Here is a 24,268-nt window from a genome sequence, read left to right as displayed (position 1 = left end):
GGTCGAGGGCGGGGCGGGCGGCTCCGTCCCCGGCATCGTGACGACGTCGACGCCCATGACGGTCAGGGTGTGCGTCTGCTGGATTTTGGCACCGTGGATGTCGGTGACGTCGTAGCTCGCCACGATCACCCGCTTGTCCTGCGCGGTGAGGGCATCGAAGGCCGCGTCGGACGGATCGACGGTCAGCATGTGGGTGGCGGCGTCGTAGTGCAGCCCTTTCGGGGCCATTTCCGAAGGCGTGCCGCCATCCGTGGAGAAGACGAGGTGTTCGACGGTGAGGGACTTTGTCTCGCCGGCATCGGGGTCGCTGGCACCCGCCATCAGGTCGTAGCCATCGGGCGGGGAGGCGTCCTCCATGACGAAAGCCGTCAGCGGGCCGGCGACGAGGGGCGCTTGGTTGCTGGCCGGGGACGACGGACCCGACGGGGCGGGCGGCGTCACCGGCGGGGTCACGGGAGGCGTGACCGGGGGTGTCACCGGAGGCGTCACGGTGCCTGCCCCTTTGACCGTCAGGGTCAGGGTCTGGTGGACGCTGGCGCTGTGGGTATCCGTGATGTCGTAACCGACGTCGAACGCCTGCTCGGTGCCCGCCGTCAGGGACGCGAAGGCGGCGTGGTTAGAATTGACGGACAGCTTGTGGGTCCCGTCATCGTAGGTCATCCACTCCGGAAGCGCCGCCCAGGCCGTGCTGCCTTTAGCGGCGTAGACGAGGGTCTTGACGGCCAGGGTGGGTGTTTCGCCGGTGTCCGGATCGCTGGCCCCGGTGAGCAGATCGAAGCCGGGGCTCGTTTCGCCCTTGGTGACCAAGGTCGCGAGTGGGCCGGTGACCTTGGGCGCATCGTTGGTGCCGGTCATCGTCAGAGTCAGGGTCTGAGTCTTGGCGGCTTTCGCCCCATGGATGTCGGTGACGTCGTAGCTGGCCACGAGCACCTGCGTGGCACCCATCGGCATCGCATCGAAGGCGGCGTGCTTGGGATCGATGCTCAGGGTGTGGGCGTCGTCGTAGGTGAGCCCCGCCGGAATCGTGGCCGAGGGGACGCCATCGATGGTGTAGGCGAGGCTTTTCACCGCCAGGGAGTCGGTCTCGTTGACATCCGGATCGATGGCGCCGGTCAGCAGGTTGAAGCTGGCGCTCGCGCCGCCTTCCGTCGCCGCACCCACGAGCGGGTTGGCGACCGTCGGTGCGTGGTTGGTCGCGACCGGGGTCGAACCCAGCGTGACGCTGACCTTGTGCTGGCCGAGGCCGGTCAGATCGATCTGGAGCTTGTCGCCGTTGAGACTCACCTTCATGGGGTCGGTTATGGTGACCCCGTTGTCCTGCACGACCACGGGCCGTCCTTTGGGATCGACGAGGTCGATCAGGACCTTGCCTTCGCCGATCATCGTGAAGTCCAGGTTGGTCCCATTGCCGCTGACGCTGACGAGATCCCCGCGGTCGGCCACCTTGGTGATGTGCGTGACGTCGTCCGGGGTCGGACCAAGATTGATCTGGAAGGTGCCACCGTCCTTGTCGACGAACACGCTGTTGGCGTCGTAGGCGTAGTAGGCAGTGCCATCCGCAGTATTGACGACGCTCTTGATCGTCGCGGCGTTTCCGAGGTCGAGGGCGAACTTGCCGGCACTGGTCGAGCCCACCACCGCCGTGACGGCGTTCGCGGTGGCGTCGAACTGGTAGTTGAACGTGGCGGCGTCGAAGGCGCTCATGCGCTCGGCGAGGTCGGCGAGGGTGACGAACTCCGAGCCGGCGTCGTAGGCCGTCTTGATGAAGCTCGTGAACATGTTGGTCGAATACTGGGAGCCCGTCGCGTCGAGGGGCCATTCCGTCACGCCGTAATCATGCCAGGGCCAGACGATCACCGGCATGTCCGAATGAGCGGTGAGGCTCTTGAATTCGTTCTGCCATACGATGGACGCGGCAGCTGCGGACATCTTCTGAAAGCCGATGAGGGTGAAGTCCGAAGACACGTTGGGAGCGATGTAGACCTTGGAGTCCCCAGGCGTCAGGTGCCCGATCGCGCCAGGATAGCCCGCGCCGATCAGCGTCGTTCCGCCGGTGATGTAGGTATAGTACTGTTCGATGGCCTGCGCCGTCGGTAACAGTTCCGGCGCCCCGGGGACAGCGGCGCCGGCAACCTTGATCCCGAGCATCGTCTCGATCGTCGTCTTCGAAACCTCGAACTCCGCCTTGAATTGGTCGGCGGTCAGCTTGTTCGTGTCGTCGGGGTGTGTGATCGAATGGGAACCGATCTCGTTGCCCATGGCGAGCATCTTGTCATAATACGGCTTTGATTTGGTCCAGTCCGTATAGCCGTTGGTGGTATTTTGAGCAGTGCCGCTGCCGATATCAATGTAGTACGACCCGACGAAGTTGTAGTCCGTCTTCCATTGCGTGAGAATGGGAAGCATCTTGTCATAGATGCCCGCCTGGACATCGGCGGTTTCCTGCGCCTGGTCCATGTCGGAGCGCGAGGCGACGATCGCGGCGTCGCGGCTGATCTTCAGGCTGAGTTCGGGCCCCGTCGCCGGCTTCTCGACGTAGTCGAGGGCATGCTGGAGCATGTTGTTGTCGCCGAGCAGGCTCTCGTTGGCGAAATGGACGTTGCGGCCGCCGGTCTGCGTGCCGATCACCGCATCGACCGTGACCGTATTGACCGTCTGCGTCGCGATATGACTCACATCCGTGCCATCCGCACTGACGAACCAGTTGGTGCTCATCTTGGCGTAGTCGTGAATCACTTCGCCGGCCTTGTAGCCTTCGAGCATCGGGTTCGACAGGTCGTTGGCCTTGACGACGACCGCCGCGTCGCTCGCGTTGCCGGCGATGTTCAGGTTGAGCAGGGTCTTCATGCGGATGTACGGGTCGCCGCTGAGGGCCAATCCGGTCTCATCGTTGGTCATGAAGTTGCCGGCCGTGATCAGATTCACGCCATATTGGTAGACCGCCTGGGTGAGGACATCCTGGATCTGCGGGACATCGGCGGCTTTGACATTACCGAACGACGGAAACACCAGGGTGTCGTAGCCCGCGATCTTGGCAAGGTCCTTGAGGTCGGTTTCCTTCAGGACATCGAACGACAGGCCGGCGGCCGTGGCCTGATCCTGGGCTGCCATGAACAGCTGCGAATAGGCCATGAGCCCTGCGGGCGTGCCGCCGAAATACTTGGCCGCCGTGGTCTCGGAATAGACGATGCCGATCTTGTGCGCGTCGGCCGGCTGGGGCGGCAGGGTCGCGGGATCGTAGACGGTCAGGGACGCCGCCGCATAGCTGATCGGTAAGGGCTGCGCCTTGGTTGCCGTCCCGTCGCTGTAGTTAACGCCCAGCTTGAGATCGAGGCCCAGATCCTTGTCGCCCGGCGTGACCAGGAGGGCTTGCGGGATCGAGAATTCGATCGTCTTGCCGTCTGAAGAATACTTGTAATCCAAGAGAACCGCGGCGCCGGGAGCGCCTGATTCCGTGATGCTGTAGAGATAGGGCTTTCCGTCTGTGTAGAAGTTGACGTAGTACTCGGCGCCCAGTCTGGACTCTGGAGAGGCCTGGAAGCCGGTTGCCGCATTCCGGTCGGCGTTCAGCCATAGCTTCGTGTCGGGCAGAAGCGCGCCAGGCGCCTGCAGCGCGAAGACATAGAATTTCCCCGCTGGCAGCGTCTCCAAAGTCCCGTAGACGGCAAAGCCCGCCGCGCCTTCGCCCGGCAGATCGATCCGCTCGTTCTTCGTCCAGTCGCCAAGGATGCCGTCGATCACGTGTGCCATCTCGTCCTCCGGGGTGCGACGCGTTCCATCGTGCATCGACTGCTGAAAGTAGATGTGATCTCGCCGAGAGATTGTCGGTAATCATTCTCCGCCAATACGCAGGCGGGAGGCGTCGTCATCTCCTGTCTTCGAGACTAACGACGATCTATTCTTCTTGTGGCATTACTGAATTTTTAGAGCACGTTAATAATTCGTTAGCAATATAAACCTTAATGGTTAACGGCCTACGCCTTTTGATACATGGCACGTACTCCCCTTGCGTGCGTACCTTGGCCGTCGTTGAGCGGCGGAGGGTGATGTGAAAAGTGCGAGCGATGGGGGCCGGCTCCCTCCGCACAGGGCCGTCGCACCGGGCATGGGCTCCCGGAAGGGCGCACGGGACCTTCGTTCGCGGATCGCCGGATCACTGATGACCCCGGCCTGCGCCGTCTGGCTGGCGGGGGCCGCGCTCGCCGCGATGCCCGCCGCCGCCGCTCCCGTCGCCGGGGAGACCGTCGCCAAGGAGATCGTCGCCAAGGAGATCGTCGCAAGGGAGATTCTCGCCCTGTACGACGGGGCGCAAGAACAGGCGCCGGACCGGACGCGGATCCACAAGTACGCCGAAGTCGTCCTCAACCATCTCGGCTACGCGGTCGTGTACCGCGACGTGCGCGATCCCCTGCCGGAGCCCGGCGCGGTGGCGCGCTACGCCAGCATCCTGACCTGGTTCGCCGCACCGCCCGCGGCACGCGGGCCGTACCTCGCCTGGGCGAGGATCGCGGCGCGGTCGGCCCGCCGCGTCGTGATCCTCGGATCGACCGGCGGCGCGTTCTGGTCGGACGACCATCCGGCCATCAACGCCGTCCTGTCCGAACTCGGTCTCCGCCACGAGCGGCGCGCCATCGAGCTCACCCTCGGCACCGAAGCCGTCCCGGTATCGAAGCGGCTGACCGCGTTCGAGCGCGGCCTCGATCCGGTCCTGCCGACCTACGACGTCGTCACGGCGGTGCGGTCCGACGTCGAGCCCTGGCTGCACCTGACGATCCCCAGGCGCGAGGGCGGCGGGACGAGCGTCGTCGTCGCCACGGGTCCGCGCGGGGGCTACGCCGCATCGGGTTTCGAGATCGTCGAGGATGGCGGCCTCGGACGGTCGCGCTGGCTCATCGACCCGTTCGCCTTCTTCGCCCGGGCGCTCCGGTCGGAGCCCTGGCCGATCCCCGACGTCACCACGGTGTCCGGGCGCCGGCTCTACTTCCATCACGTCGACAGCGACGGGTTGAACGACGTCATCGTCGCCCGCAAGCAGGAGCCGGTTCTGGTTCCGCAGGTGTTCCTGAACGAGATCGTCCTGGCCTATCCCGACCTGCCGGTCACCCTGGCCGTGACGCCGGGCGACCTCGATCCCCTGCTCGGCGGCAACGCCACGCCGACGGACCTCGTGCGGCAGATCTGGTCGAGCCCGAACGTCGAAGCCGGCGTCGCGTCCTACACCCGGCCGCACCGCTGGGCGTTCTTCGCGGAGGCGGACCGGGCCGCGGAGACGGCGGCGGTCACGGCCGACGCCCCGCAGGACCGGTTCGGCCTGCGCCGGCTCCTCGATCTGGCGGGATACGGCACCGCCATCGACAGCCACGTCGCCGGCGGGCGCGATCTGCCCCGGGAGTATTTCCGCTTCCCCTTCGACCTGCGCATCGAGACCGAGACCGCCCTCGCCACGGCGCGCACCCTCCTGCCGGCCGACAAGTCGATCCGGCTCTATCAATGGACCGGGGACGCGCAACCGTTCGAGGGGGCCATCGCGGCGACGCGCCGCCTCGGGCTCCTCAACATCAACGGCGGCGAGAGCCGCCTCGATCCGGGCTACCCCTCGGTCAGCCATCTCGCGCCGATCGCGCGCCCCGTCGGGATCGAGCGGCAGACCTACGCCGTCGCCTCGGACGAGCTGCCCCGGTCCAAGGCGTGGCGTCCCATGGTGGCCGCCCTGCGGGGCCTGCGCACCACGGCCCTGAACACCGAGATTCCGCGCCGGCTGAAGGGCTCGAGCCTGCATTATCACCTCGCGTCCCTCGGCAAGCAGCCGGCCCTGCGCGAGGTCCAGGCCCATCTCGCCGAGGCGCGCACCGCGCCCGTGGCGCCGATCACGGCGGCGGATTACGCCGAACTGGCGCAGGACTTCCCCGGTGTCGCCATCGACGCCCTGGGGGACGGCGCCTGGAGCGTCGCCGGACGCGGCGCCGTCCAGACCGTCCGCTTCGACGCCGCCGGGGCCATCGACGTCGACCTGTCCCGCTCCGTCGGGGTGATCGGGCGGACCCGTCACGGCGACGCCCTCTACGTCGCCCTCGACCGCGCCGTGGAGCCCGCCCGGGTGGTCCTGTGGACGGGGGCGGGCCCGGCCCCCGCGGTGGTTTCCCTCGCCGATGCACGCTGGCGGCTGTGGCAGGTCGTTCGGTCCGGCGCGGACTGGCGCTACGAGGCGAGCGGGTTCGGTCCGGGCGACTTCGCCTGGGACGGCGTGCCCGCGGGGGCCTACCGGGTGATCGCCCGCCGCAACGGGGAGGATCTCTGGAGCGCCGAGGTCGCCCCGTCCGTCGACGGGCGGCTCAGCTTCAGCATTCCGGTGGCGGGGATCGCCCCCCTCGGCGTCGAGATCCGGCGCGTGGCCACGGCGGAGGCGACGCGATGAAGAGTGCCCGCATTCTCCTGGCGGTCATCGTGGCGATCTGCCTCGCCGCCGGCTACCTCGCGCAATCGGGGCCGGAAGAGCGCATCGCGACGCTGATCCGGGACGGCCGCCGGGCCGAGGCATCCCGGGAGATCGATACGGTCCTGGCCGTCGGGCGGGCGACGCCGCACATGCTGATGACGCTCGCCCATCTCCAGGACGCCCTCGGCGACCCGGCCCGTGCGACCGAGACCATGGAGCTCTATCGCCTCGCCCGCCCCGACGACACGGCGGCCCTGGATTGGCTCGTGAACCGCTACGAGGGATCGGAGGACCCCGACGGCCTCGCCGAGGCCCTGGCGGCCCGTCTCCAGGCGAGACCGACCCGCGAGACCCTGGCCCGCCTCACCGCCCTGCACCGGTATGCCGGACGCTTCGCCGAGGAGCGGGCCGTCCTCCAGACCTATGACCGGGCCCTGTCCCTCGATTCCGATCAGGTCCAGCGCCTCGCCGAACTGCTCGCCGCCGAGGGACGCGACGCCGAGGCCATCTCGGTTCTGAAGCGGGCCGACGAGGCCGCGGCGGGGGATGGCGAGCGAAGCCGCACCCTGCTCTTCACCCTGCTGGTCCAGGGCGGGCATCACGCCGAGGCCGCCCGGCGGGCGCAGGGCTGGCTCGCCCTCTGGAAGAAGCCGTGGCTCGCGACGCGGTTCACCCTGCGCCTGGCCCGCCACGCGCCGATGGAGGTGGCCGCGCGCCTGGCCCGGACCAGCGCGGCGCTGCACCCCGATGGCGGCCTGTATCTCGCGAAATCCTTGGGCGAACAGGGCGCCCGCGGGGCGGCCGATGCCGTCCTCGCCGACTGGCCCTGGCCGGAGACCCGCCTCACGGTGCAGGAGGTCCAGAGCTTCGTCGAGGTCGCCGCACGCTTCGGACGCCCGGCCCACCTCTGGGGCGCGTTCGCCCGACTGCGTGCCCGACCGGCCGAGACCGCGGCGCAGGCCACCTTCGCCGAGGCCCTCGCGAGCCAGTTTGGCGATGGAGTCGTCCTCGCGCTCCAGCCGCCCCTGGCCATGGAGCTCCTGCGCGAGCGGCCGGTGTTCGGCGCGCGCATTGCCCTGGCGACGGGGCGCCGGTCCCTGGCGCAGCACCTGCTCGCCACGGCGGAGCCCGGCGCGCTGTCCGTCCCGGAGCAGCTCGACTGGTCCCGCCTGCTGCGGACGGCTTTCGGACCGCTGCGGGGCTTCGAGATCCTCGACGAGGTCCGGCGCCGGGGCGATCTGCCGGCCGGCCTGCAGGCGTCGCACCGCGATCTCGGCGCCGAGATCGGCCGGGTGAGCGTGCGACGGTCGAATTTTGCCGATGCGAACCTGACGGGGCGGGCGACGCGATGAGATGGTCCGTCGATTCCGTCACGCCCCTGCGGGCCGCGGGCGCCGCGACCCTCCTCCGGTTCCTGACGCGCGACGTCGCCGCGTCCCTGTTCTCCGTTCGCGGCCGCTACGAGGCGGGCCTGATCTTCGTGATCCTGCTCATCGTCGAATGGATCATCCCCGGCCCCGCATCCCTCGCCCGTATCGCGCCGCATCCGTTCTGGATTCCCGTCATCCTCATCAGCGTGCAGTACGGGAGTGCGAGCGGCATCCTCGTGGCGGCCTTCGCGGCCTGCCTGAGCTGGGTCGTCGGATGGCCGGCCCAGTCCGGGACCGAGGATTACTTCGCTTATTCCCTGCGCACCTGGCGTGAACCGGTCCTGTGGATGATCGGCGCCCTCGTGGTCGGCGGCCTCCGCAGCCGGGAGATCAAGGACCGCCGGTCGATCCACGACCGCCTGGTCCTGGCGGAGACGCAGCGCGACACCATCGGGTCCTACGCCATCGACCTGCAGGAGGAGCTCACCCGCTGCGAGCGCAAGGTCGCGACCGCGGAGGTTTCGTCCGTCGAGGCCGCCGTGGAGGCGCTGAGCACCCTGCGCGGGGGGCCGTCCGCCGAGACGCTTCCCCTCCTCCGGTCCGGCATCGAACGCTGGATGGGGAGCGCCGCGTGGACGTTCTACCGGGTCGAGGGCGACGACGTCGCCGCGTCCCTCGGGAGCCGCGACGAGGCGACGCCGGGGCGCCTGACCGTGGAGACGGTCTTCAAGGTCGGCTCCGTCCACGCCATCGCCCACCGGCAGATGGCCGTCCTCAGCGTCTTCGACGCGTCGCAGTCCGAGCTCCTCGACGGTCTCGGCGTCTACGCCTGCTCGGTTCCGCGGGCCTGGCGGGGCGGCAGCCACGGCCTCCTCGTCATCGAGACCCTGCCCCTGCATCGCCTGCGGGATGCGACGGCGGAGGCGGTGGCGCTGATCGCGGGCGCCCTCGGGGAGCGTCTCGACCGGCAGGTCCCGGAGGCGGTGATCGTCCGTTGCACCCGCGAGATCCGCGACCTCGCCACGGCGTCCGTGGCGTCGCAGCGCGCGGCCGTCGCCGAATGCCACGCCGGGCATGCGCCATGACGGGCATCGAGACCGTCCCCGCCATCCCGTTCACCGCACGGCTCACGCCCCGGGCGACGTCGGCCCTCCTCCTCCTCCTCGCCGTCGACGCCCTCGTCCTCGCGGGCTTCCTCGCGGGAGACCTGAGCGGCCCGGCGGCCCTGGTCGGGCATGGCCTCAACCTCGGCCTCTTCGTCGCGACGGCGCGTCCGGCCTTCGCGGGGGACCTGACGTTCCTCGTCGTGGTGACGCTGCTCAGCGCCGGCGCCGGCCCGTTCGGGACCCTGGCGACCTTCGTCCTCTATGCTCTGCTGGTGCGGACGAACGTGCCCGCCTCGGATCTCGCGGTCTGGTACCGGCGGATCTCGGGCGCGCCGGACCTGAACCGGGCGGAGGCCCTCTACGACCGCATCGTCGACGGCCGGGCCCGGCGGCCCGGCCCCGACGCCGTCGCCCGCTTCCATACGGTCCTCGACGGTCCCCTGGCGCAGCAGCAGGCCCTGCTCGGCTTGATCGGCCTGTCCTACTTCCCCGAGTACCGGCTCCTGCTGCGCAAGGCCCTGTGCAGCGCCGAGCCCAGCATCCGCGTCCACGCCGCCGCCGTCTCGGTCAAGCTGCGCACGGCCCTGCGGGCGGAGTTCGGGAAGGTCTGCCCGAACGCCGGGGACCCCGCCGACGTCGATCCCGCCCGGGCCGAACGCCTCGCCCTCCTCGCCGACAGCGGATTCCTCGACCCTTCGGAGAGCACGGTCGCGCGCGAGGCGGCCCTCGGACTCTGCCGGCCCGGCCTGCGGGACCGGCCGGACGACAGGCCTCTGCGCCGGCAGGTCTTTGGGCTCCTTGCCGGCCTCGGACGCTGGGACGAGCTGCGCGCGGCCCTGGAGGCGACGCGCGCCCGCTCGCCCGACGAGGACGCCCTGCGCATCCGATGCCTCATGGAACTGGCCCGCGCGCGCGACCTGCACCGCGTGGTCGGCCGTCCGACCCCCATCCCCGCCCGCCCCGGAGCGACCCGCGATGCCCTTCCTCGCTAGGCCCCGCGCGACACCGCCGGAGGCGGATGTCTGCGTCATCGTCGAGGGCTGCTATCCCTTCGTTCCGGGGGGGGTCTCCACCTGGGTCGACTGGCTCATCAAGGGCCATCCCCACCTCACCTTCGCCATCGTCGCCATCGTCGCCGACACGGCGCCGCGCGAGCCGCGCTACCAGCTGCCCGCGAACGTCGTCGATTTCCGCTGCCTTCCCCTCCACCGGCCGTTCGAGACGGCGTCGTGCCGGGACGCCGCGCGGCCGGAGGGCATGGAGGAGGCGCTGGCCGACGCCTTCATCCTGCTCGTGACGGGGGGCGGGCTCGCCGCCTTCCAGAGGCTGGTGCGGCTCGTCGCCGATCCGCGCAACGCCTTCACCATCCAGACCCTGATGGTCTCGCCCCTGTCGTGGCGGCTGACGTGCCGGATGTACGAGCGGCTGATGCCGCACGCCTCCTTCCTGCACTTCTTCTGGGCGTGGCGCGCCCTGTTCGGCGGCCTGTTCGCGGTGCTGGTCTCCGATCTGCCGCGTGCCCGCGTCTATCACACGATCTCCACGGGGTACGCCGGCCTGCTGGCGGCCCGCGCCGTGATCGAGACCGGATCGCCGGCGTTCATCACCGAGCACGGCATCTACACCAACGAGCGCCGCGTCGAGATCCTCATGGCCGAGTGGATCTGCGATACCGTCGACAAGGGCATGGACCTCGACGACGGCCGGGTCGACCTCCGGGACATCTGGATGCAGGTCTTCGAGGCGCAGGCCCTGATCTGCTACCAGGCCTGCACCCGGATCGTGACCCTCTACGAGGACAACCAGCGCCTCCAGCGCGCCCTCGGGGCGCCCGGCGAGCGCCTGGCGGTGATCCCCAACGGCATCGACGTCGCCCGCTTCGAGGGCCTCCCGCAGACCGCCGCCGAAGCCCCCCCCACCATCGCCCTCATCGGGCGGGTCGTCCCGATCAAGGACGTGAAGTCCTACATCGAGGCGGCGGCGATCCTGCGCACCCGCTTCCCCACCCTGCAGGCCCTGGTCCTCGGGCCGACGGACGAGGACCCGGCGTACTTCGCCGAATGCGAGGCCTGCGTCGCGGAATGCGGCCTCGCGGACACCGTCGTCTTCACCGGTGCGGTCAACATCGTCGCCTACCTCTCGCGCATCCACGTGGTGGTCCTGACGAGCCTGAGCGAGGCCCAGCCCCTCGTCATCCTGGAGGCGGGGGCGGCGGGAATCCCCTGCGTCGCCACCGATGTCGGGTCCTGCCGCGAGATCCTCGAGGGGCGCTCCGACGAGTCCCCGGGCCTCGGGGCCGGCGGCCTGGTGACGGCCCTCGTCGATCCCCAGCAGACGGCCGGGGCCGTCGGGCGCCTCCTCGGCGACGCGGCCTTCCGGCACGCCTGCGGCGAGACCCTGCGGACGCGGGTGCGCCGGTACTACGCGTCGCAGGATGCCCTCGACGCCTATCGCCGCACCTACGCGGACCTACTCCAGCTGTCGGGCGATCACGCCGCCCGGAGGGCGTCCTAGCCATGGCCGGCATCGGATTCGAGCTGCGCCGCCTCGGGCGCCGCGACGACCTCCTCGGGCCCATGGCGGCCATCGTCCACGCGGCCATCGTGGCGGCCGGCCCCTGGCTCTACACCGTCCTCGTCATCCTGATGATCAGCGAGGTCACCCGGGGCGTGATCGGGGAAGAGGAGCTCGCCACCTTCCGGGTGCTCCTCGTCTACGTCTTCTCGATTTCCCTCGTGGCGACGACGCCGGTGACGATGATCGGCACGCGGGTTCTCGCCGACGACCTCTTCCTGAGGCGCTACGACGACGTGCGCGCCCTGTTCCTGCTGACGATGCTGGCCGGCAGCGCCCTGACCCTGGGGCTCGGCGCCCTCGTGTTCTGCGTCGTCATGGCGACGTCGGCCCCCGTGGCGCTGGCGGGCATCGCCAGCGCCCAGCTCGTCGCCATGGTCTGGGTCGCCCTCGTGTTCTGCGGGGCGATGCGCGACTACCTCCAGGTGACGATCGGCTTCGTCCTCGGACTCGCGGTCGGCACCACCCTGGCGATCGCGGCGGCCTTCTGCCAGCTCGGCGCCGTCGCGATGATGCTGGGCTTCGCCCTCGGCTTCCTCGTGGTCTTCGTGTGCCTGACGGCGCGGTTCATGGCGACCTTCACGGCCCCGTGCCGCGCCCTCGGCCCCGTCACCGCCCGCGTCGTCCAGCGGGTGCGGATCAGCCCCGCCCTCGCGCTCGGCGCCTTCGCCAGCGGGCTCAGCGTCTGGATCGACAAGTGGGTCATGTGGTTCAGCGGCTACGGCGAGCGCCTCGACGTCGGACTCATCCACGCGCCCCTCTACGATGCCCCGATGTTCATCGCGAGCCTCACCGTCGTTCCGGCGCTCGCCCTGTTCGTCACCAGCGTCGAGACGACGTTCTTCGAGAATTACCGAACCTATTTCCGGGCCATCGACCAGCACGCGACCCTGAAGACAATTCTGGAAAAGGAATCGATCCTCCGGCACGAGACCATCAAGACGCTGACCGGCATCATCCTGATCCAGACCGCGCTCTGCACCATCGTTCTCCTGACGGCCCCGGCGATCATCGAGGCGTTCGGTCTCGAATTCCAGCAACTGACCCTCTTTCGCATGGGCGCGACGGGAGCCCTCTTCCAGTTCCTGTTCATGACCTGCTCGGCGATCCTCATCTACTTCGACGCCACGCGCCTCTACGCCGCCCTGCAGGTCGCGTTCGTCGCCTGCCTCGGCGTCCTAACGGTGGTGTTCTCGCGGTTCGATCTCGGGCTCGCCGCCGCCGGCTACATGATCGCCTGCATCGTCCTGGGCTTCTCCGCCCTCGGGGCGCTTCTCGCCATCCTGCGCAGCATCAATCACCGCACCTTCGTCGGGAGCGCGACGCGGTCCGCGGTCTGAATCCATTGGCCACATCACGGGAGGGGATCATGATCTATTCTTGGAGACGCCGCATCGCACGCACGGCCCGCGCCGCCGCATGGGTCTCGGTGGCCCGGGTCGCGGCGCTGCAGGTCTCGGCGGCCTGGATCGTCACGGCGGCCCTCGCCGCCGGTCCGGCCGTGGCGGAGGGGACCCCGAGGAACCTGCTCCACGTCGGCGACCGCCTGAAGATCACCCTCTTCGAGACCATCGAGGTCTCCGACGCCGCCACCGCCCCGGCCGGCAAGGAGGCCGGATCACCGCCCATGGTCCAGACCGCCTATCCGCGCCTCGACCTGTCCGGTGAGTACGGCGTCGAGGCGGGCGGTGTGGTGACCTTCCCCCTGTTCGGCCAGATCGCCGCCGGCGGGCGGTCGATGGAGGATTTCCGGACCGACCTCGGCGCGGCGTTCACGCGCACCTACCAGCGCACGGCCAGCATCACGATCGCCTTCGTGCAGCGCTCGCCCGTCTACGTCGTCGGAGCGGTCCGCTCGCCGGGGGCCTATCCGATCGCCCCCGGCATGATCGTCGTCCAGGCCGCGGCGCTCGCCGGCGGCGACCTCGCCACGTCGGCGTCGAACCCCGCCATCGAGACCATCCGCGAGCTCGATCGCCGCGACGCCGCCCGGGAGCGGGTCAAGACGTCCCTCGTCCGCATGGCCGCCCTGACGGCCGAGCGCGACGGCACCCCCCTGGCGAAGTCGGTCGACGCCCTGCGCCACCTCGCCGGAATCGACGGGCTCGTCGCGGCCGAGGCACGGATGGCGGGGCTGCGGGCCCAGAACGCCGGCAGCGTCCGGGCCACGCGCGACGCGACCATCGCTGCCCTCGTCGATGAGATCGAACTCATCAAGCAACGCAGGACGGGCTACGACGCCCAGATCAAGGTCCGCGGCGAACGCCTCAAGATGATGGAGGCCCTGTTCACGCGCCAGGTCGTCGAGAACGAGCGGGTCGCGGACGTGCGGCGGGACTTCGTCGATATGGAGGGGCGTCGCCGGGACATCGAGATCAGCCTGCTCCAGGCCGAGCAGCGCCTCGAAGCCGCCCGCAAGGGCGTGGTCCAGGCCGATCTCGACCGCCGTCTCACCCTGGAGCGCGACCTCGCGAGCGCGGCGGCCGAGGTGCGGGACGCCGAGCGCGCCGCCGCGGTCCTGAGCGCGACGGCGGCGATGCAGGAACTCGCGAGCCCTCCCGGCCGGGATTCCGAGACCGCCGGCGTGGTGTTCGAGATCCTGCGCGCCACCGCCGACGGCTTCGAGACCCTGAGTGCCCGGGAAACCGATCTCCTCGAACCGGGCGACGTCCTGCGGGTCTGCACGGCCAAATGCCGGACGGGCCCGGCCGGCGAACGGTTCGTCGCCAAGTAGGCCTCGAAGTAGGCCTCGAAGTAAGCCTCGAAGTGAGTCTCGAAGTCAGTCGCCACACGAACCCGCCCGTTGCGTCGAAGTCCGGTCCAGGCGTCCGTTTCAGGGGTATCCGGCCATGATGATCCAGTTCAACCGCCGTGCCCTGTTGATGAGCGTGGGCCTCGGCACCGCCGCCCTGGTCGGCGGCGGCGCCACGGGCGCGGTCATGCGACCGGGACCGGCGGCCCGGCTCGGCGGCCTCGATGTCGAGCGGTGGGGCTGCCAGTATCAGAACATCGACCTCGACGCGGTGGCGGGCTCGCCCCTCGATCTCATCGTCCTCGATCCGGTGGTCCAGGGAAAACCCCTGACCGAAGCGCAGACGGTCCTCCTGCGCCGCAAGCCCGATGGTGGCCGGCGCCTCGTCCTGGCCTATGTCAGCATCGGCGAAGCGGAAAGCTACCGGGATTACTGGCAGGCGGACTGGCGCCAGCACCCGCCGCCCTGGCTCGGTCCCGAGAACGCCAACTGGCCCGGCAGCTTCGCCGTGCGGTTCTGGCATCCGGCCTGGCGCGACATGCTCCTGGGCCCCGGCGGGACGCTCGACCGCATCCTCGATGCCGGGTTCGACGGCGTGTTCCTCGACAGGGTCGATGCCTACGGCGACTGGCCGGATCAACGCCTGCGGGCGCAGGAGGCGATGATCACCCTGGTGAAGGCCGTCTCGGACCGCGGACGCGCCCGCCGTCCCGGGTTTCTCGTCGTCGGGCAGAACGCCGAGCCCCTGCTCCTCAGCCAGACCTACCTCGCCGCCATCGACGCCGTGAGCAAGGAAAGCCTGCTCTACAACCTGCACGGTCCGGGCCAGGCCAATTCCGACGCCGACGTGCAGTGGAGCCTGAACTATTTGCGCAAGGCCCAGGCGCACGGCCTTCCGATCCTGGCGATCGAGTATGCCGATACGTACTTTTCAAAGCTCAAATGCAGATTTCAGCTCAAAAACCTTGGAATGACGCCGTTCATTGGAGTAAAACTTCTCGACGCGATCCCGAAAGATTGATAATATTTAATGTATTAGAGTATCAATACGTAGTTCGCCGAACGCAATGCTGTCCGAGAGCGGATGGCGGTCCGGATATGGTTCAGGAGGAGGCGGGGCATGACGAAGGACCGAAACTCGGCCGAGCTCGCCTCGGCATTGTCCCGGTGCCGCATGGCGTTCATCGGGGTGGGCGCCATGAGCGGCCTCGTGAACGTGCTCTACCTCACGGGCTCGTTCTTCATGTTGGAAGTCTACGACCGCGTGATCCCGAGCCGCTCCGTGCCGACCCTCGTCGGCCTGATGCTGCTGGCCCTCGTGCTCTACGCCTTCCAGGGCGCCCTCGAGACCCTGCGCTCCCGCATCCTGACCCGCGTCGGCGCCGCCCTCGATGAGGCCCTGAGCGCGCGGGTCTTCGACATCGTGGTGCGCAGCCCCCTCAAGGGCAGCACCCAGGGGGACGGCCTCCTGCCCCTGCGCGACCTCGACCAGCTGCGCGGGTTTTTGGGCGGGACCGGACCGTCCGCCTTCTTCGACCTGCCGTGGATGCCGATCTACCTCGTGATCTGCTTCCTGTTCCATCCCCTGATCGGGGTCGCCGCCCTGGTGGGGGCCGTCGCCCTCGCGATCATCGGCCTGCTCACGGACGGCGCCACCCGTGGACCCGCGCGGACGGCCACCGGACACGGCCTCAACCGCAACGGCCTCGCCGAGGCCGGGCGCCGCAATGCCGAGGTGCTCGCCGCCATGGGCATGCAGGAGCGGTTCGCCACCCGCTGGGCCGGGGCCAACCGCGACTACATGCAGGCCCAGCAGCGGACCTCCGACATCGCCGGGGGCTTCGGGGCCGTGTCGAAGGTGTTCCGCATGGCCCTGCAATCGGGGGTGCTGGCCCTCGGCGCCTGGCTCGTCATCAACGGCCAGGCCTCGGCCGGGATCATCATCGCGAGCTCGATCCTCGTCGCCCGGGCGCTTGCCCCGGCCGAGCTCGCCATCGTCAACTGGAAGGGCTTCGTCCAGTCCCGCCAGTCCTGGGCCCGCCTGTCGGAGCTCTTCGCCGCCCTGCCGCCCGGTCGGGCGCGCCACGCGCTGCCCGCCCCGGTCCGGTCCCTGCAGGTCGAGAGCATCAGCGTCGCCCCGCCCGGGACCCCGGTGCCCGTGGTCCGGGACGTCAGCTTCGCGCTTCGGGCCGGCCAGGGGCTCGGCATCATCGGCCCCTCGGCTTCCGGCAAGTCGAGTCTGGTCCGCGCCGTCGTCGGGGTCTGGCCGGCTTTCCGCGGCAAGGTCCGCCTCGACGGGGCCGCCCTCGACCAGTGGTCGACGGGCGAGCTCGGCCCCCATCTCGGCTTCCTGCCCCAGGAGGTCGAGCTGTTCGCCGGCACCATCGCGGAGAACATCGCCCGCTTCGATCCGGCGGCCCCCGCGGAGGCGGTGATCGCCGCCGCGCGGTCGGCCGGCGTGCACAACCTCGTCCTGCGCCTGCCCGAGGGCTACGACACCCGCATCGGCGAGGGCGGCGCCGGCCTCTCGGCCGGGCAGCGCCAGCGCATCGGCCTGGCCCGCGCCCTCTACGGCGACCCCTTCCTCGTCATCCTGGACGAGCCCAACGCCAACCTCGATTCGGAGGGCGAGAACGCCCTGACGCAGGCGATCCTCGGGGTGCGCCGGCGCGGCGGCATCTGCGTCGTCGTCGCTCACCGCCCTTCGGCCCTCGCCGCCGTCGATCTCATCCTGATGATGGCCGACGGCGGTGCCCAGGCCTTCGGGCCGAAGGACGAGATCCTGAAGAGCGTGTTGCGGCCGGCCTCCGTTCCATCCGACGCCCGACCCGCCGTCGGCGCCCTGCGGGAGAGTGCGTGATGACCCATATCGTTCGTCTCAATGCCCCTGCCGCGGCCCTCGGCCCCTCGACCGCCCACCGATCGATCCACGGCCACCTCGCCCTCAGCCTCGGCCTCGGCGCGGCCCTGGTGGTGGGCGTCGGCGGCTGGGCCACCGTCACGCAGATCTCGGGCGCGGTGATCGCGCCGGGCCAGCTCGTGGTCGAATCCGACGTGAAGAAGGTCCAGCACCCCACCGGCGGCGTCGTCGGGGAGCTGCGGGTGCGCGAGGGCGCGCGGGTCAAGGCCGGCGACGTGCTGATCCGCCTCGACGCGACCCAGGTCCGGGCCAACCTCGACATCGTCCTGAAGGCCCTCGACGAACTCGCGGCGCGCCGGGCCCGCGACGAGGCCGAGCGCGACGGCCATGCCGAGGTCCGGTTTCCGCCCGACCTCGCGGCGCGCAGGGCGACCGACCCCTCGGTGGCCCACCTCATCGACGGGGAGGCCCGGCTGTTCACCGCCCGCGTGGCGGGCCGCGCGGGCCAGAAGGCGCAGCTGCGCGAGCGCATCCTCCAGCTGCGCGAGGAGATCAAGGGCCTCACGGAGCAGGCCGGGGCCAAGCGGCACGAGATCAGCCTCATCACCGACGAGCTGAAGGGCGTGCGCGAGCTCTACGGCAAGAACCTGGTCTCCCTGGCCCGGGTCAACGCCCTGGAGCGCGACGCGGCGCGCCTCGACGGCGAGCGCGGCCAGCTCGTCGCCGCGACGGCCTCGGCCCGGGGCAAGATCACCGAGACCGAACTCCAGATCCTGCAGATCGACGGCGACATGCGCTCCGAGGTCGGCAAGGATCTGGCCGAGATCCGGGGCCGATGGTCGGAAGCCGTGGAGAAGCGCGTCGCGGCCGAGGACCAGCTCAAGCGGGTCGACATGCGTTCGCCCCAGGACGGCACCGTGCACCAGATGACGGTGCATACCATCGGCGGCCTGGTGACGCCCTCGGAACCCGCCATGCTCATTGTTCCTGAGGCCGACCAGCTCGCCGTCGAGGTGAAGATCCAGCCCCAGGACATCGACAACGTCCGCCTCGACCAGGCGGCGATCCTGCGGTTCGCCGCCTTCAACCAGCGCACGACGCCGGAGATCGACGGGGTCGTGGCGCGGGTCTCGGCCGACGTGACCACCGACCCGAAGACCGGGATGAGCCACTACACCGCCCGCATCCGCCTGCCGCCGGACCAAGCCGCCCGTCTCGGATCCCTGCGCCTCGTGCCCGGCATGCCGGTGGAGGCCTACATGCAGCTCGGCGACCGCTCGGTCCTGAGCTACCTGACGAAGCCCCTCACCGATCAGATCGCCAAGGCCTGGCGTGAGCGCTGAGCTCCGCCTCGTATCTGCGGGACATTACCGGCACGGTCGGGCATGACGTGCCATTCCGACCCGCTCAGTGAGACGTCTCCAGCATTCGTTCGGTATTCATTCTTATTGGATGCTCAAAAATGTCGAAATTCAATTGCATCGTGCCAAAATAGGAAATTAATCTTTTCGCCAAAACATGATTACTGTTGAGGTTTTCAACAAAAACATGATTTACTTTCAGCTCGACTGTGTCAGAATTGCTGTATCGAATATTGGTTCATTGGAGTCTCAATTGCGAGATGTGCGCCGGAATCTTCCTCGAAACGTCGGCCGTGAAGGCCATTGCAAAGCCGGAAGCGGGCCCGCCCAGGGCGCTTCCCCCCGATAGGGTGGATCTTGGTCCGTCGATGGGACATGGGCCCAACCACGAACCGCGGACCGCTACGGCGGGGCCCGGATCCGGCATGATGGACAGACCCGATCCGCGGATGGTCGTTCTCATCGACAACCGCGCGTTCATTCGGGATTGTCTTGCCCAGGCCATGCGATCGTGGGCCTACGACGTGGAAACGTTGCCGTCCGTGGAGGGCTGCGCCGACCTCGTCTCGACGCGCGGTTGCGACCTCATCATACTCTGGGGAAGCAGCCACCTCGACATCGTCGCCGACCTGACCGTCCTGCACGGCGCGTGCCGATCCTGCCCGGTTCTGGTCATCTGCGATACGGCCGGCGCCGATGCGGCCATCAAGGTGTTCGAGCTCGGAGCACGGGGCATTCTCCCGACGAGTTCGAATCTCCGCATCCTCAACGGCGTCATCAGCCTGATCCTGTCGGGCGGGTCCTATGTTCCCCCCGACAGCGTGATCACGGCGCAGAAGACCGATCCGAGCCTCCCCACGCCACCCGTTGTCAGCCTGCCGTTCACGCCCCGGCAAGCCGCGATCATCACGGCGATTCGGAAAGGCAGCCCCAACAAGATCATCGCCTACGATCTCGGCATGTGCGAGAGCACCGTCAAGGTCCACATCCGGAGCATCATGAAGAAGCTCAAGGTTCGAAACAGGACGGAACTGGCCCTCAAGTCATTCGAATTGCACATCGGCTCCTGATCGGCGTTCCGCCGGACGCCCCCGATCCCGCGGCGGCGAACGGTCCGGTCGCGCGAACGGAGCCCATGACCGGCATTTTCGCCAGGCATCGCGCGTCAAGCAGGCATCGCGCGTCGCGGGAGCCGGAGACGACGCGTCGCCGCTCCGGCGGTGCGTTGATGTTCGGCGTCCGGATCGGGCGCCGATTCGATCCGCATGTCACGGAACCGCCTTCGCGCTCCGGACCCCGCACCGGGACACATCACCCGCGCGAGGTCCGGCCTGGACGGGAGCCGCTCCGGGCGACGGCGCCCGGAGCGGCGGGCCCTCACATGAAGATCAGCTCGTTGATCTGACCCACCAGGGCGCCGTCGGGCGACCAGTTGGACTTGCCGATCAGGTCGCTGGTGCGCACGACGTCGAGGGGCACCGCGCCCTGTCCTTCGGCGACCAGTGCGCTGTTCTTGAGGAGGCGCATGTAGCCGGACTCGTCCACGCTGGCCTGCCACTTCGCCATCTCGCCCTCCACGATCGTATCCGGCGCGGTGATCCGGTGCTTGGTCGATCCGGTGAGGATCTCGAACACCATGTCGTCGCCGTTCCCGTCCTGGCCGAGCCAGATGTTGTTGCTGTCCGCGCCGTTGCCGGTGTCGAAGACGCGCTGGAAGTAACCGCTGTCGAGATCGTCGAACCGGACCTCGGCGAACATCTTGAAGGCGCCGTCGATCTCCGGAATGGCCTTGTGCGGCGTGATCACGAGGTCGCTCACCTTGCCGACCAACGGCTTGACGTCGGACCAGTTCGACTTGCCGACGAACTCGTTGGCGCGGTCGACGTCCCTCGGCACGAGGCCCTGTCCCTCGGCCACCACGGCGCCGTCCTTGAACAGGCGCATCCAGCCCGCCTCGTTGACGCTGGTCGTCCAGGTGGCCTCCTTGCCCTCCACGATCGCGTTCTTGGCGATCACCTGCCCGACCTTGCCCCCGTTCACGACGGAGAACTGCATGTCGCTCGAGGTGCCGACCTGGCCGAGCCACACGCTGTCGATATCGGGCCCGTTGCCGAAATCGTAGACGCGCTGCCAGGCGCCGGCATCGAGGTCGTCGAAGCGCGCCTTCACGGTGGCGGTGAACGCCCCGTCGATGTCGGCGAAGGGGTCCGCCTTGAAGCTCAGGTCGTGGACGGCGCCGACGAGCTTCGTGTCCCAGGACCAGTTGGACGCGCCCACGAATTCGTTCGCGCGGACGACGTCCCGGGGCACGACACCCTGGCCCTGCGCGACGAGCACGGTGTCCTTGTAGAGGCTCATGCGGCCGTTCGGGTCCACGGCGGCGGTCCAGCGCGCCTCGACGCCCTCGACGATGACGTCCTTGGCCGTGATCCGGTGGGTAGTCGACCCATCCACGATCTCGAACGCCATGTCGCGGCCGCTGCCGGCCTGGCCGAGCCAGACATTGTCGCTCCACGCGCCGTTCCCGGTGTCGAAGACGCGCTGGTAGAAGCCGCCGGCGAGGTTGTCGAACCGCACCAGGGCGCTCGCCACGAAGGCGCCGTCGATCTCGGGGATGTCGTTGACGTACGGCTCGTCGGAGGCCGCGTTCAGCACCATCTCGAACGCGGCCTTCGACCCGGCCGCGACGGGACCGAAGCGCCCCTGCAGGTGGGCGAACAGCCCCTTGGCGTCGAGCTCGTCGTCGCCGATCTTCACGGTCTCGATCCCCGTGAGGGTTTCGACGTCGCCGGTGGCGAGGTGCTTGATCTTGAACGCGCCCGCGGCGCTCGACGCGTCGTAGAGCACGGCGTAGTCCGAACTCTTGCCGGAGAACTTCGCCTGGTCGGTGCCTTCGCCGCCGTCGAGCGTATCCCGGCCCGCGCCGCCCTCGAGGATGTCGTTGCCGGCGCCGCCGATCAGCGTGTCGTTGCCGTCGCCGCCGAGCAGGGTGTCGTTGCCGGCGCCGCCGTCGATCCGGTCGTCGCCCCAGCCGCCATCGATCCGGTCATCCCCGCCATAGGCGAAGAACCTGTCGTTGACGCTGCCGAGCCCGATGGTGTCGGCCCGCTCGGAAGCGATCGGCATGCCGAGGTCCTGAAGGACGGCGAGGTCGAGGGGCGAGACCCATTCACGGACCCCCGTGCCGAGAAAGGGATCCATGACATTGGCGCCGCCCCAGATATGCGATCGCGTGGAGTCGACGCCAATGGGTCCACCGGCGGCCGCCCGGACGTTGGGGCCATCGAAGATCGGGTTGCCCCACTGGTCGTTTTGCCAGGAAATGCCGACGAACCCGATGGCATGGCCGATTTCGTGCACGAACAGCGAGAAGGCATCCGTCTGGTGGCCGGGAACGTGATGCTCGGCCTTCGGATCGTAGAAGAGCTTCTCCCAGGTTTCGAAACCGACCGTCGCGTGGCCGTCCGAAGTGCCCCCGTTGATGTCGCGTCCATCACGGGCCTTGGTAATGGCGGGCTTCTCCCACCACGAGCCATTGTGGTGATAGAAAGGACCGCCATTGGCGTGGAAACGCGGTCCACCGACATTGCCGATGCCGACCTCGATCACGATGTCCTGGTCGCCCTGGAGATACTTCGCCCATTCATCGGCCGCCCTTTGGGCGGTGGCAAGAAAGACCTCGGCCTTGTCTCCCACGGCAATGCGCGCCCAGTCGCTTGCCCATTTCGTCGTGATCGTCGTCATTTCCCGGTTCTCCTGCCCAAAGCAACCGCAAGTGGCGTTGACGGGATTTACCGGAGAGATATACCGACGATGTTTCTGGGATCGATAGAATTGTAGCTATCGCCGATAAATACAAACATAAGTATTTTATAATATAATATATATTTTGATGGATCGTGCTCTATATCAAAGCAGTAGTGTTAAATTGGAAATCAAATTTGTTAAAGCTCTTCAAAAGGCAAAACACGATGCGTAGACAAGTGTAAATTTGACACAATCTAAAATCACGGTCGATTTTCCCCCCTTTACCGTGGCGGGTGCGAGATGGCTGGGACGCTTTAACGTTCATGCCCCGCCTTCATCGCTCTCGCCACGCCTTGGCGATCTGATCGGTGAGCGGCTTCGTCAGGTAGCTGAGCACGGAGCGGTCGCCGAGCTGCATGAAGCTTTCCACGGGCATGCCCGGGATCAGGCGCACGGCGCCGAGACGCTCCTTCTGATCCTCCGGCACGCGGATGCGGGCGGTGTAGTGGCTCAGCCCGGTCTTCGGGTCGGTGGTCACGTCCGCCGAGACCCGGCTCACCACCCCGTCGATCTCCGGGGTGACGCGCTGGTTGAAAGCCGGGAACCGCAGGACCGCCGCCTGGTCGAGGCGGACGTTGTCGATGTCCTGGGGCTGGATCTTCACCTCGACGGCGAGCTGGTCGGCCTCCGGAACGATGAGCATCGCCGGCTCGGCGGGCGTCACCAGGCCGCCGATGGTGTGGACCGTCATCTGGTGGACGATGCCCGATTGCGGCGCGCGCATCTCGATGCGCTTGAGCTGGTCTTCGGCCGCGACGCGCTTCTCCCGATACTCCGACCACTTGCCCCGAATCTCGGCCAAATCCTTGCCGGTCTCGGTGCGCATGTCGCCGTCGATCTGCAGGATCTGGAGCTCGATCTCGGCGATCTTGCCCCGGGCCGAGGCCGTCGCGGCGACGAGCTGGCCGCGCTCGCCGTCGAGGCGGGCGCCATCCCGCTCCAGGGCGTTGACCCGGGCCAGGGAGACCAGGTTCTTGCCGTAGAGCGCGCGCACGCCCTTCAGCTCGTCGGTGATGAAGCCGACCTCGCGCGCCTTGGCGGCGACCTGCTCGGTCAACCCGTTGATCTCCTCGCGCAGTTGCAGGACGCGCTCGCGCAGCTGCGCCTTCTGGCCCGCGCGGCCCGCCACGCGGGATGTGAACAGCCGGGCCTCCCCGTCGATGAGGTGGGCCACCGAGGGGTCGCCGTCCCGGCGGGCGAGCAGTTCGGGCGGGAAAGTGATGTGCCCGGCTCCGTCGCGCTCGGCCTCGTCGCGGGCCCGGCGCGCCGCGAGTTCGTCGAGGGCCTTCAGGACGATGTCGAGGTTGGCCCGGACCTGGGTCGCGTCGAGGCGGATCAGCACGTCGCCGGCCTTGACCCGCGCGCCCTCGCGCACCCGCAATTCGCCGACGACGCCGCCGGTGGGGTGCTGGACCTTCTTCACGTCGGATTCGACCACGAGCTGGCCCGGCGCGATCACCGCGCCCGAGATCTGCGTGACGGTGGCCCAGCCGCCGACGCCCACCACCAGGACCGCGCCGAGGCCGAGGCCGAGGGCGAGGTGGCGGCGGATCGAGCCGTGGGCTGTGGGGCGCGGGCCCGCGAGGGCGGAGCCGGGGACGTCGGGACCGAGGGCGAGGGCCATCACGCGCGTTCCTGCAAGGGATTGGACTGCAAACTGCCGGGCTGACGCGTGCCGGGGGCGGCACGGGGTTCGACGGCACGGGTCTCGAAGGGAACCGAGGCCGGCCGCAACACGCTCTTCAGGATCTCGTCCTTCGGCCCGAAGGCCTGGACCCGGCCCTCGGCCATCATCAGGATCAGGTCGACGGCGGCCAGGGCCGAGGGCCGGTGGGCGACGACGACGCAGATGCCGCCGCGCCGGCGCACCCCGATGATCGCCTGCGTCAGGGCGTTCTCGCCCTCCGAATCGAGGTTGGCGTTGGGCTCGTCCAGGATGACGAGGAAGGGGTCGCCGTAGAGGGCGCGGGCCAGGCCGATGCGCTGGCGCTGCCCGGCCGAG

At 68.8% G+C, this 24,268-nt stretch carries 14 protein-coding genes and 1 pseudogene; 11 read left to right on the top strand and 4 right to left on the bottom strand.

Annotated features, from left to right (window positions below; genetic code table 11):
• Nucleotides 1–3,750, bottom strand: a 3,750-nt coding sequence (locus FV218_RS16305; protein WP_187273084.1) for a polysaccharide deacetylase family protein, incomplete at its 3' end; no start/stop codon positions are given.
• Between the two features lie 409 nt (nt 3,751–4,159).
• Here FV218_RS16305 and FV218_RS16300 point away from each other — a divergent pair.
• The 11 genes from FV218_RS16300 to FV218_RS16250 all read left to right on the top strand — a co-directional run bounded on the left by FV218_RS16300 (nt 4,160) and on the right by FV218_RS16250 (nt 19,529).
• Nucleotides 4,160–6,415 carry a hypothetical protein gene (locus FV218_RS16300; RefSeq protein WP_147710757.1) on the top strand — a complete coding sequence of 752 codons (2,256 nt, stop codon included), beginning with the start codon at nt 4,160–4,162 and terminating at the stop codon, nt 6,413–6,415.
• On the top strand, nt 6,412–7,788 hold the full coding sequence (locus FV218_RS16295; protein WP_147710756.1) for a hypothetical protein: 1,377 nt from the start codon (nt 6,412–6,414) through the stop codon (nt 7,786–7,788). Before FV218_RS16300 ends, FV218_RS16295 begins: the two co-directional genes overlap by 4 nt.
• Nucleotides 7,785–8,891, top strand: a complete 1,107-nt coding sequence (locus FV218_RS16290; RefSeq protein ID WP_147710755.1) for a hypothetical protein — start codon at nt 7,785–7,787, stop codon at nt 8,889–8,891. The genes FV218_RS16295 and FV218_RS16290 overlap by 4 nt, the downstream gene beginning before the upstream one ends.
• A complete protein-coding gene (locus FV218_RS16285; RefSeq protein ID WP_147710754.1) occupies nt 8,888–9,904 on the top strand; it encodes a hypothetical protein in 1,017 nt (338 codons plus the stop codon). Before FV218_RS16290 ends, FV218_RS16285 begins: the two co-directional genes overlap by 4 nt.
• On the top strand, nt 9,888–11,426 hold the full coding sequence (pelF, locus tag FV218_RS16280) for a GT4 family glycosyltransferase PelF (RefSeq protein WP_147710753.1): 1,539 nt from the start codon (nt 9,888–9,890) through the stop codon (nt 11,424–11,426). Before FV218_RS16285 ends, pelF begins: the two co-directional genes overlap by 17 nt.
• A 2-nt stretch (nt 11,427–11,428) precedes the next feature.
• Entirely contained in the window at nt 11,429–12,826 is a 1,398-nt protein-coding gene (gene pelG / locus FV218_RS16275; protein ID WP_147710752.1) for an exopolysaccharide Pel transporter PelG, read from the top strand.
• Nucleotides 12,827–12,855: 29 nt separating this feature from the next.
• A complete protein-coding gene (locus tag FV218_RS16270) occupies nt 12,856–14,220 on the top strand; it encodes a polysaccharide biosynthesis/export family protein (RefSeq protein ID WP_147710751.1) in 1,365 nt (454 codons plus the stop codon).
• A gap of 115 nt (nt 14,221–14,335) precedes the next feature.
• Nucleotides 14,336–15,259: an MJ1477/TM1410 family putative glycoside hydrolase gene (locus FV218_RS16265; protein ID WP_147710750.1), complete on the top strand. Its 924-nt coding sequence runs from the start codon at nt 14,336–14,338 to the stop codon at nt 15,257–15,259.
• A 99-nt stretch (nt 15,260–15,358) separates the two neighbouring features.
• Entirely contained in the window at nt 15,359–17,098 is a 1,740-nt protein-coding gene (locus FV218_RS16260) for a type I secretion system permease/ATPase (RefSeq protein WP_147710749.1), read from the top strand.
• Nucleotides 17,098–18,441 (top strand): HlyD family type I secretion periplasmic adaptor subunit, encoded by a 1,344-nt coding sequence (locus tag FV218_RS16255; RefSeq protein ID WP_147710748.1) that lies wholly within the window; start codon nt 17,098–17,100, stop codon nt 18,439–18,441. Before FV218_RS16260 ends, FV218_RS16255 begins: the two co-directional genes overlap by 1 nt.
• A 227-nt stretch (nt 18,442–18,668) precedes the next feature.
• Nucleotides 18,669–19,529 (top strand): response regulator transcription factor, encoded by an 861-nt coding sequence (locus tag FV218_RS16250; RefSeq protein ID WP_147710747.1) that lies wholly within the window; start codon nt 18,669–18,671, stop codon nt 19,527–19,529.
• Nucleotides 19,530–19,836: 307 nt separating this feature from the next.
• On the opposite strand, the gene FV218_RS16245 is transcribed toward FV218_RS16250, so the two are convergent.
• From FV218_RS16245 to FV218_RS16235, 3 genes and pseudogenes are all read right to left on the bottom strand, one after another.
• Entirely contained in the window at nt 19,837–22,203 is a 2,367-nt protein-coding gene (locus FV218_RS16245) for a calcium-binding protein (RefSeq protein WP_147710746.1), read from the bottom strand.
• 337 nt (nt 22,204–22,540) lie between these two features.
• Entirely contained in the window at nt 22,541–23,890 is a 1,350-nt protein-coding gene (locus tag FV218_RS16240; RefSeq protein WP_147710745.1) for an HlyD family type I secretion periplasmic adaptor subunit, read from the bottom strand.
• Nucleotides 23,890–24,268: pseudogene (locus FV218_RS16235) on the bottom strand (ATP-binding cassette domain-containing protein); the annotation flags it as partial. The gene FV218_RS16240 and the pseudogene FV218_RS16235, both read right to left, overlap by 1 nt.

Origin of the sequence: Methylobacterium sp. WL69, from assembly GCF_008039485.1 — a bacterium.
In the GTDB taxonomy this organism is placed as follows: domain Bacteria; phylum Pseudomonadota; class Alphaproteobacteria; order Rhizobiales; family Beijerinckiaceae; genus Methylobacterium.
The sequence above is the reverse complement of the archived record's forward strand: the minus strand, read 5'-3'. Positions and strand labels throughout refer to the sequence as shown.